We start from the raw sequence: 10,370 nt of genomic DNA, 5'->3' as shown, positions 1-10,370 counted from the left end.
CGATGGACGAGATATACGGCCTGCCGGGGATCAACGACGTCACGATTCCCAAGGCTTGGCTCGACGGAATGGACAAAGAATGGAACGTACTCACCGTCCACGCGGAGATGGAGGGCATCTCAAAACTCACCGTCTTTGAAAACTTCCTCAACATGGCGAAGGCGCTCGGCACCGAATTCCGCACGCTCGGCGAATACGCGCGCGAGGCCTCCCTTCCGCGCGGCGAGATCGTTATGGGGACGCTCACGGGACGCGCGGGGACGCTCGCCATACAACGGCAGACAGATGCTCGATAAGATAACGCTCACCCTCATACTCGCCTCGGTGGCGACAAACGCGCTCGGCAGCACCGTCATGAAGCACGCCTACGGCGGCGACAGCGACATGGTCTCCTCCGGCCTTATAGGGGCCTTTCTGAAGATAGCCCTCAACCCCTGGATCGTCCTCGGACTCGGACTATTCGGCGTCTCCTTCTTCTTTATGGCGGCGGCCCTCTCGCGCGCCGAACTGACGCTCGCCTACCCGCTGATGTCCGGCATCGTCTACCTGCTGCTGCTCGCGATCGGCTTTTTTATCTTTCATGAAAAGATCACGCTCCTGCGGATCGGAGGCATGGCCTTCATTCTCGCGGGGATAACCATGCTCGCAATCAAGAGTTAAGAGGAGAAATAAATAGATGAAAATTTGTGTTGTTGGAACAGGCTACGTCGGACTCGTCACCGGCACCTGCTTCGCGGAAAAGGGCCATACCGTATGCTGTATCGATATCGACGATGAACGCATAGGCAAACTCAAAAAGGGGATCAGCCCGATATATGAGCCGGGGCTTGACGAGCTCATCGAAAGAAACCAACGCGAGGGACGCCTATCCTTCTCCACCAAGATCAGGGACGGCCTTGAGGGCACGCAGCTCTGCTTCATCGCCGTCGGCACCCCGCCGGCGGACGACGGGAGGGCTGATCTCGCCCAGGTGCTGGCCGCGATCGACGACATCGGCTCGGAGCTTTCGCACTCCTGCTACATCGTCGTCAAATCCACGGTTCCCGTCGGCACCGGCACCCTGCTCTGCAAACGCATCAAAAACCATCTGCGCGAGCGCGGCATGGAAAAAATCAACCTGGAGATACTCTCAAACCCCGAGTTTCTCAAAGAGGGCATGGCGATCGAAGACTGCCTGCACCCCGACCGCGTCGTGGTTGGCGCCGCCTCCGACGAGGCGCGCGCGGTGATGCGCGAGCTCTACAGTCCATTTGTGAGCGAAGAAAAGATACTCTTTATGGACCCGGCCTCCGCCGAAATCACCAAATACGCGGCGAACACATGCTCGCAACGCGCATCAGCTTCATGAACGAAATCGCGCAGCTCTGCGACAAGGTAGGGGCCGACGTCCTCTCCGTCAAAAAAGGGATGGCCTCGGACCGCCGCATCGGAGAATACTTCCTCAACGCGGGCTGCGGCTACGGCGGCTCCTGCTTTCCGAAGGACGTCCAGGCGCTCTGCTATATCGGCGAGGGGCAGGGACTGGACATGACGATCGCCTCCGCCGTCAGCAAGGTGAACCGCAAGCAGAAGGAGCAGCTTCAGATCATGATGCGCGAACGCTTCGGCGAGGACATGGAAGAGATAGAGGCGGCGATCATGGGGCTCGCCTTCAAACCGCAGACGAACGACATGCGCGAAGCTCCCTCCATCATGCTCATCCGCGGCCTGCTCAACTGCGGCGCCTCCGTCCGCGCCTACGACCCTATCGCGATGGATGAGGCGCATAGGCTGCTGCCGGATAACGTTCAGTATGCCGTGGACATCGAATCTCTGCTCGCCGGCGCGGACTGCGCCGTGATCGTCACCGAGTGGCCGCAGTTCAAAGAGGCCGACTGGGAAAAACTTGGCGGTCTGATGAAGCGCAAAATCGTCTTCGACGGACGCAACATCTGCGACCCGGAAAAAATGCGCGCGCTCGGCTTTGAATATTACTGCATCGGCCGCAACATGCGCCCCAGATAATAGCCGCATACACGCCGCGCCTCTGACCGGCGGAATATACGTTTATATTTGACCAAACAGATGAAAGGAGCCTTGAAATAATCTATGAGACCGCTTATCGGGATACCGACGTCGCCATTCAGACATGCTTACGCGGAGGTTGAACTCGCCGGGATGGACAAAGAGGCGCTCAATTATTTCTGGCTCCTCTCCATGCTTACAGAAAAGATAATCTCCTGCGTGCGCGCCGCGGGCGGCGTACCGCTGCCGCTCACCGCGACGCGCGAACCACACGAGATAAAGGCCCTCGTCTCGAAGCTCGACGGCTTCGTCTTCGCGGGCGGCAGCGACATCGCCCCCGCCTTTTACGGCGAAGAGGACAAAGGGACGATCGCGCCCGACCTCGACCGCGATCACTTTGAAGTCGGCCTCTGCCGCGAGGCACTCGAAAAGAACAGGCCGCTGCTGGGAATCTGCCGCGGCTGCCAGCTTCTGAACGTCGTCCTCGGCGGTTCGCTCATACAAAATCTGCCTGACGTCAACAAGAGCTGGACCCTCCACCGCCGCTCCGATGTCATGAAAGGCTATGTGCACGAGGTGAAAATATCGGCCCCCTGGCTCTTTCCCAACCACCGCGGCGATATGATGATGGTAAATTCCATGCACCATCAGGCCGTCGGCCGCCTGGCGAAAGAGGCGGAGGCCGCGGCGCGTACGGAGGACGGCATCATCGAGGCGATCTGGGCCCCCGCCTATAAATACGCCATCGGCGTGCAGTGGCATCCCGAATGCCTCGCGGAAGAGGACCGCGTGCAGGCCGACATCTTCAAATCGCTCGTCACGAAAGCGGGAGAATAAATTTCTGACCACAGGCGGCGCACACGCGCCGCTTTACAGCCACTTTTTTAACGTATCATAAAGAGTTTGGACGTCGATAGGCTTGGATATATGGCCGTTCATACCCGCGCGAAAAGCATCTTCCACGTCCTCCGCGAAGGCGTTCGCGGTCATCGCGATGATGGGAAGCCGCGCCAGATCCGGACGGGCCTCCATTCCGCGTATCCTTTTCGCCGCCTCATAGCCGTTCATCACCGGCATCTGTATATCCATCAGTACAAGGCTGTAGTAATAGGGAGCGGCGGCGGCCACCTTACGCAGAGCCTCTTCGCCGTTTCGGGCCTCTTCGATTTTAACGCCGGTCATACTGAGCAGCTCTCTGGCGATCTCCAGATTTAATTCGTTGTCCTCCACCAGCAGCAGATTCCTGCCGCAAAACATTTCGCCCTCGTCCAGCGCGGAAGAGGCGGTCTCCTGATTCAGCTCCTCCAGCGCGCGGCGAAGCTTCGAAAGGTACAGAGGCTCCGTCACAAACGCCGCCGCCCTTCCATTCCTGAGGATTATCCTGTCCTCATCCGCGCTGCGGCTGCATACCACAATAACCGGTACCACGTCTCCCGCCCTCATGGCGGAGGACAGGACATCTTCGTCCTCCCTGCCGCCTGTGATGACGAAAGAAAACTCTTCGCGGGAGGCCAGGCGTTTCACCGCCTCCTCTGTCGAATGAACGCTCTCCGTTTCACAGCCCGTACCTTTGAGCAGCACAGCCGCCGCCTCGGAGTCAAACTCCTCCGCCTCGATGATAAGCGCGCGCTTCCCGCGCCACCAGCTATAAAGTTCCGTCCCCTCTTTTTCAGGCAGTCTCAGGTAAATGCGGACATTGAATTCCGAGCCCTCGCCAGGCGCGCTGTGGACCTCGATCGTACCGCCCATCATATCGACGATATTCTTGGTTATCGCCATCCCCAGCCCGGTGCCGGTTATTTTGCTCGTACCAATGTCGCTGCCCCGCTCAAAGCGCAGGAATAGACGGCTCAGCGTATCATCATCCATTCCGACGCCGGTATCCGCGCAGCGGAAGAGATAGCAGCCCCACCCGTCGCGCAGTGATCTTTCCTGACAAAGTTCAAGATCGATGCGGCCGCCCGCGGGGGTATATTTTACCGCGTTGCTTACGACATTCAGCAGCGCCTGACGCAGCCGCAGAGGGTCCCCGCGCACCTCCTCGTTTTTCAGGGGAAGGAGCCTCACTTTGAAGGAGAGCCCGTATCTATCGGCCTGCAGCGCCGCTATCTCCGCAACATTCGAGAACAGCTCGGCGATGTTGAAGGGATCGTCCCTAAGCGTCAGCTTGCCGCTCTCGATCTTCGACATATCAAGCACGTCGTTGATAAGACTCAGCAGGTGCGAACTGGCAAGTTCTATCTTCCGCAGCGAATCCCGCACACGTTCACGGTCGTCCAGATGCGCCTCCGCGATCGCCGTCATTCCGATGATGGCGTTCATCGGCGTCCTGATATCGTGCGACATGCTTGATAGGAACTGGCTCTTGGCGCGGTTCGCCTCCTCGGCCGCCGCAAGCGCCGTCTGCAGCGCGAGGCGGCTGCGCTCTTCATCCTGTTTCTGCCTGTCTACGCCCCTGGCAAGCATGATCGCGAGACATTCATTGGAGAAGGGATTCTCCACCCTGATGACCTGTATGGATAGCCAATGGTAGGCGCCGTCGTCCAGCATAAAGAGCGCCTCGATGAACACCTCTCCCTGCTTCCCGCCGAGACGCTCCCGCAGACGGCCGATCTCAAAACGTTCGCGGAACTCGCCGCGGTAATCAGGGTGGAGAGCCAGGCTGCAGGCCTCAAAAAGCCCGCTGCAGCCGCCGTCATCAGGCAGCTCAAGGCCAAGCGAAGGCGAGCTGTAGATAAAACTCAGCTCGTCACGGCTCAAATTGAGGCTGATAATAACAGGATAGGCGATCGAGATGGCGCTGATCAGCGAGCGGCGCTCTATCATCTTCCCGCGCTCGCGTTCCTCCTCCGCAAGTTTTTCTTCGGTTACATCATTGAAGGTAGCGATCAGCACCGAACTGCCATCCATATCCACCGCCCGCTCCACGATACAGGATGACCAGAAACAGCCGCCCTCCGTACGGTAAAAACGGCAGAGCAGCGTGTGACGCCCGCCATTGGTGGCCGCCTCGCCAAGCAGGGTGACGGTGGCTTTACGGTCTTCCTCATGCACCGCTTCGCCAAATTCAGAGGGGCCATCTTCACCATTGCCGGAGCGGTCCAGAAGGGCCAGCCCCACGCTGTTCAGCTGAACGAAACGGTACGGAGCCTCCGCGGTGATGATGGCGATGCCCTCCGGTATTGAATTATAGATGTGGCTGATAAACTGCGACTGTCTCTCGATCTGCTGAGCGCTCCTGCGCGCGCCTCGCAGGTAGATGGCGACCACGGCAAATATGGCTAAGAGTACCGCCGCGAGAAGCGACATGGCTTTGAAAAGTATCTGGGAACTCTGCGCCGTAATGACACGCTCCGGGATGATCGAGATCAGATACCAGTCGGAGAACGCTTTAAGCGGTGTATAACAGAAAACCATCCGCTCGCCGCCCAAACGGAAGATCGCCCAGCCCGTCCGCGCGTCAAGCAGGGATTTTTCAAATTTGGAGACGAAGACGGGAGAATTTTTATCCATCTTGAGGATGTCGAAGAGATTTCTGATCGTCTTATTGCTGTTGACATGGGAGGAGCGTATCAGCACCGTGCCTTTTTTATCCACGAGATAGGAAAAACCGCTGCCGTGGAAGAATGAGAGCGTGAACTGCTCGGAGGTTTCGTCTACGCCGTACTCCTTTACGATGTGGCAGCTGGAACCGTCTGAGAGGGTGACCTTCACAAAGAGGTCAAAGACATTCCGTCCGCTGACGCTGCTGATATGGGGATTGATAATTCCCAAGCGGCTATTTTTCGCAGACAGAACGGAGAGCACGCACTCATCAGGCTTGGCGCGCGGGGGAAAGACCTTTCCGTCCGCCATATAGACCATGGTGCCGGGGCCAAATCCCCAGCGCTGTTCAAGCTCCGTATCAAATTCCTCCGCGGTGGAAAAGCGTATCGATCTGATAGACTCGGCGATCCACGTTATGGAGTCAAAATCCTTATTAAGCTGTATCCTTAAAGCATTGGCCCCCTGCCGGGTACTCTCCATCACGGTATCGATAGAATGCCGCCACAGCTGGGTGTGAACCTCATCAATAAAGAAGTACATACAGACGGTCAGAATAACCGCAAAAACCAGCGCCCACTGGACTAAAACACCGTTCTTCCGCTTCATTTCGCACACTCCTTCAGAACGGCGGCATCCATCCAGGTCATTATTTGTTCCAGATCGTCCCCTGTCAGCAGGCGCTTACTTGCCTCCGTCATCGTCTCCCAGATCGGGAAATCAAGCAGGCTGTCGGAGCCGATCACGGCGGTACCAGTATGGTAACTCTCCACCAACGGCGCTATCTCCCGCACAGACGAGGGATGCCCCTTCTTTAGAGGACAAAAAGATGATTGATTATCGTCAAATTTTTGAAGGTTGTCAGGCTGCAGAAAATACGCGACGAAGGCCATCGCCGCCTCGCGGTTTTTACCGCGCGCGTTTACGCCGAGCCTCGTGTCGGGGTTGATCACAAGCACAGCCCCCTCGTCCAGGACCGGGTATGGCACGATGGTGAAAGAGAACCCCGGCTCCATTGATTTAAACCTTTCCGCGGCCCAGGCCCCCGTCAGCATGAAAGGGGCCTCCCCCTTGGCGTATTCCAGCAGATCCTGGGAGGTCTTTTTCGTCTTGAGCGCTTTAGACGCGTCGATATAACCTCGCTCACAGAATCTGCACGCCAGAGCAAGCCCGGGACGCAGGTAAGCGCATAGCTTTTCTTCGCCGCGATTGAGGCGGGCAAAGGCCTCGCGCTGTTTCCCGCCGCGGTAGAGCGGATAAAAACCTTTGGCGATCACCAATGTCTTAATCGATATATCGTTATTGGCGATAATGGGAGTGATACCTTGCCCAACAAAATACGAGCAGACCGCTTCAAACTCCCGCAGATTGCGCGGTACGCGCTGGTGATGAGCCTCCAGCAGATCTATGTTGCAATAGAGGCCGAAAGCGGAGACCGAGGTCGGCACCCAGTAAATTTTCCCGTCCGCATCGCGCATCTGGCTCAGCATATCGTCGGAAAAATCATTGACGGCGCTCAGGGAGGAGAGATCCGCCAACAGCCCCTCCCGCGTAAAAACCAGGGAGGTATCGTGATCGACCATATAGATGTCATTGATTTTGCCGGCTTCCGCCCTTTTTCTCAACGCTTCGTAGTAGGCGGCGCCTTTGAGGCTTTCATACGAGAGGCTCACGTCGGGGCGTTCCTGCATAAAACCGGTAATTATCTCCTCCAACACCTCAACATTCTTTGGTTCATATTTATTTCCGAAGAATGAGATCTCGATGGAGGGAATATTGTTTTCATCGTAGTTATGGACTATGTTTTCCCTCATAGGCCACTTTAAGGAGATAAGCGCGGCGAAGATGCCAATGGCACAAACAACACAAAAACAGATCGTAAGTTCCCATTTACGACGCACTGCGTCATCTCCATTTCCAATCGGTACGGCAAACAGCTGATACCAACCGTGTTAGTTCCAAAGTTATATCTTCACCGACTCCGTTAGTCTATGAGCAATAATCAAATTTGTCAATTTATCGAAAATCAGCGATGTACACTATAAAGGCTTGATACTACCAACTTCAAGGATAGCCTCAGTCTCTTCGTCGTACTATCGGCGGGGATGTATAAAATAGCGGCGAAATTTTTTAAGAATTGCAGGAATGCGACAAAGGGCCGTCCGGTGCGGACAGCCCTTTGAGTTTTATCTGTATACGGCGAGACTCAGCTCTCTTTGCCGCCCCTGTCAACGGGAACGATGCCGCGCAGCCCCGCCGAGATCATCTCCAGCACATGATTGCTGCGCTCAACCATCTCCAGCTGCTCACAGAGCAGCGTGCGCCGGTCGCTGATCCTGTTTTCAAGAAATTCCAGTTTTTTCTCCCCAAAGAGATTGGATATCTTGTCCATATTTTTCCTGTCGTAATGGTAGAGGATATATCGGAGCAGCACGACGTCGCTCCTCAGCACCGCATAGCGGCGGCGCTCCGCCGCGAGCTTCAGCTCAATATTCTCAGCATTCTCCGCCGGTTTAGAGAGATAATGTCCATTCTTCCATCTTTTCAAATCGTCGATACGCCACCTCAGTATATCTGTAACGATTTCCCGATACACATTAGTGATAACCGGGGCCTTTGCGCCGTCCGCATATATCAGCAGCGGCCGGTCCAGCACGCCGCAGAGGTTCTTTTCGTAGCTGCGGAAGTATTTTTCCCAGAAAACCTCGCTCTCAAACAGCTCGCGGCGCCCCTCCTCGTCAAGTCCGACATAACAGGCGTCGTAGCTGTCTTCGAGCTCTTTTCGCAGACGTTCATACTCGCTGAAAAAGGCCCCGCCGCTCATCCCGGCAAAACGGGACCGCGGAGCGCCGGAGAAATCGCGGCGGAGGAAGGAGAGCGCCCCCGGCTCATCTTCCGCGCCACCGGCCAGAAGTACAGAGGGAAAGGCGAAGGAGATAACTGCGAAGGCTATAAGAAGACGACATATGACAAACATTTTATGCAAGCTCTTCATCGTCTCCGCACACCCCTTTTCTGAAATAGCTTTAGTCTCAAAATTGATAATAAGGCCATCGCAGAAAAGGGGTATCGTGCAAAATACGCTTTTTGCCGCAAAAAAGAAAACGGCCGCGCCTGAAAGCGGCGCGGCCGGTAATAACCGTACGGGATACTAGTTTTTTATTTCCTCTCGTCGGGAATCATCTGGTTGAGGATGACGGCCATCAGCGTCGCGAGGATCACCGACGAAGAGCCGAATATCTCCTGCACCCACGAGGGCATGCCCGGGCCGCCGAGAGCGTTCGCCACCTGCGAGATGCCTACGCCAAGCGCGACGGAGATACCGACGACGGCGCTGTTGCGCGGCGTAAGCTTGGCCGAGAGCAGGAGCTTCATGCCGGTCATCGTGATCGCGGCAAAGACGGTGAGAGTCGCGCCGCCAAGCACCGCGAGCGGGATTGTCGTTAGAAGGGCGGCGAATTTCGGGATCAGCCCCGCCAGCAGAATGATCGCCGCCGCCAGCGCGATGACGAACTTGTTTATCACTTTGGTGATCGTGACGATGCCGACATTCTGGCTGAAGGTGGCCGTCGGCAGCCCTCCAATAAAGGCTGAAAGCATGCTGGAAAGACCGTTGCCCATGATGCCTCCCGCAAGCTCGCTGTCGCTCGGCTCCCTGTCCATCGCGCCCGCCGTCGTCGCCGAAATGTCGCCGATCGCCTGAATGGAGTTCACTATATACATGATGACCATCGAGACCACCGCCGTGGTATGGAACTCTATCCGGAAGTGATTTATCTGCGGAAGCTGGAACCACTGGCTTTCAATGATCCGCTCAAAGGAGACCATTCCGAGACAGGCCGCGAGAATATACCCCCGCCGCCATGCCGAGCAGAACGGAGGCAAGTTTGGTAAATCCTTTGGTAAAGAAGGAAAAAAAGCTGACCGCGGCGAGCGTAAAGAGCGCCACCCCCCAGTTGAGCGCGGAGCCGAAACCGGCGACGCCGGCGCCTCCGGCCATATAACGGATGGCGACCGGATACAGCGACAGCCCGATCGTAAATACCACCGTTCCGGAGACTAGCGGCGGAAACAGAGGGCGCAGCCTGCGGATGAATATTCCCACGATGATCGCCGCGAAGCCGCCGACGATCTGCGCCCCGAGAATGGCGGGGAGCCCCATCGAGGCCCCGATCGCGATCAAAACAGGCACATAGGCGAAGCTGACCCCCATCACCACGGGGATTCCCGCGCCGACGCGCCCCGCTAGCGGATACAGCTGAATAAAGGTGGCGATCGCCGCCGTGACGAGCGAGGCCTGGATCAGAAGCATCGTATCTTCGGGAGAGACCTTCGCCACCGCGCTTATCACGATGGCGGGCGTTATACAGCCGATGATCATCGCGACGACATGCTGCATGGCGAGGGGCAGGGCTTCGGTGAATTTGGGAATGCCGTGGAGCTCAAAGAGAATCTTGCGTGTTGATTGTGACATGTCTTTCAAATCCCTTCTCACAGATTATATGTTGTGGAACAGACAAATACATTTCACTGGATACAAAATGCCTTTGGGTAAAAAATAGAGCAACAGTAAGACCGCCTATTATCACCCACAAGCGCACGGCAGTCTCTATATTTTTTATATAAAACTCGCTTCATTCTCAGTGGCTCCATTATACACCATAACCTCAAAAAATTTCAGTATTTTTTATAGTTTTCATAAAAAATTTTTGATTTTTTATGATCACGTTCGGGTTACGGCGTCAATAACTCCGCTTTCAAGTTCTTCGGCCTCGACTTTACCATAAACACTTATACCTTTTACCGTAATGAATGTATAATAT

General features: G+C 56.0%; 7 protein-coding genes and 2 pseudogenes. 4 read left to right on the top strand and 5 right to left on the bottom strand.

The features are described 5' to 3' along the window. From LIO98_RS13260 to LIO98_RS13240, 4 genes and pseudogenes are all read left to right on the top strand, one after another. A pseudogene (locus tag LIO98_RS13260) lies at positions 1 to 296 on the top strand (4-deoxy-4-formamido-L-arabinose-phosphoundecaprenol deformylase); the annotation flags it as partial. Further along, a complete protein-coding gene (locus LIO98_RS13255) occupies positions 286 to 660 on the top strand; it encodes an SMR family transporter (RefSeq protein WP_291958100.1) in 375 nt (124 codons plus the stop codon). The pseudogene LIO98_RS13260 and the gene LIO98_RS13255, both read left to right, overlap by 11 nt. Positions 661 to 676: 16 nt before the next feature. Then, a pseudogene (locus LIO98_RS15450) lies at positions 677 to 2,004 on the top strand (UDP-glucose/GDP-mannose dehydrogenase family protein). 84 nt (positions 2,005 to 2,088) lie between these two features. Continuing rightward, positions 2,089 to 2,841: a gamma-glutamyl-gamma-aminobutyrate hydrolase family protein gene (locus tag LIO98_RS13240; RefSeq protein ID WP_291958090.1), complete on the top strand. Its 753-nt coding sequence runs from the start codon at positions 2,089 to 2,091 to the stop codon at positions 2,839 to 2,841. Between the two features lie 33 nt (positions 2,842 to 2,874). Here LIO98_RS13240 and LIO98_RS13235 read toward each other — a convergent pair whose 3' ends face one another. From LIO98_RS13235 to LIO98_RS13215, 5 genes are all read right to left on the bottom strand, one after another. After that, positions 2,875 to 6,156, bottom strand: coding sequence for a response regulator (locus LIO98_RS13235; RefSeq protein WP_291958088.1), 3,282 nt, complete (start codon positions 6,154 to 6,156; stop codon positions 2,875 to 2,877). Then, complete coding sequence (locus LIO98_RS13230; protein WP_291958085.1) at positions 6,153 to 7,361, bottom strand: extracellular solute-binding protein; 1,209 nt, start codon at positions 7,359 to 7,361, stop codon at positions 6,153 to 6,155. The genes LIO98_RS13235 and LIO98_RS13230 overlap by 4 nt, the downstream gene beginning before the upstream one ends. Positions 7,362 to 7,753: 392 nt before the next feature. Next, positions 7,754 to 8,524 carry a hypothetical protein gene (locus LIO98_RS13225; RefSeq protein ID WP_291958082.1) on the bottom strand — a complete coding sequence of 257 codons (771 nt, stop codon included), beginning with the start codon at positions 8,522 to 8,524 and terminating at the stop codon, positions 7,754 to 7,756. Positions 8,525 to 8,706: 182 nt separating this feature from the next. Further along, on the bottom strand, positions 8,707 to 9,375 hold the full coding sequence (locus LIO98_RS13220; RefSeq protein ID WP_291958080.1) for a solute carrier family 23 protein: 669 nt from the start codon (positions 9,373 to 9,375) through the stop codon (positions 8,707 to 8,709). After that, positions 9,362 to 10,021 (bottom strand): solute carrier family 23 protein, encoded by a 660-nt coding sequence (locus LIO98_RS13215; protein ID WP_291958078.1) that lies wholly within the window; start codon positions 10,019 to 10,021, stop codon positions 9,362 to 9,364. Before LIO98_RS13215 ends, LIO98_RS13220 begins: the two co-directional genes overlap by 14 nt. Positions 10,022 to 10,370: the final 349 nt, after the last annotated feature.

Source organism: Cloacibacillus sp. (assembly GCF_020860125.1).
In the GTDB taxonomy this organism is placed as follows: Bacteria; Synergistota; Synergistia; order Synergistales; family Synergistaceae; genus Cloacibacillus.
This window is presented reverse-complemented; position numbering and strand designations above follow the sequence as displayed.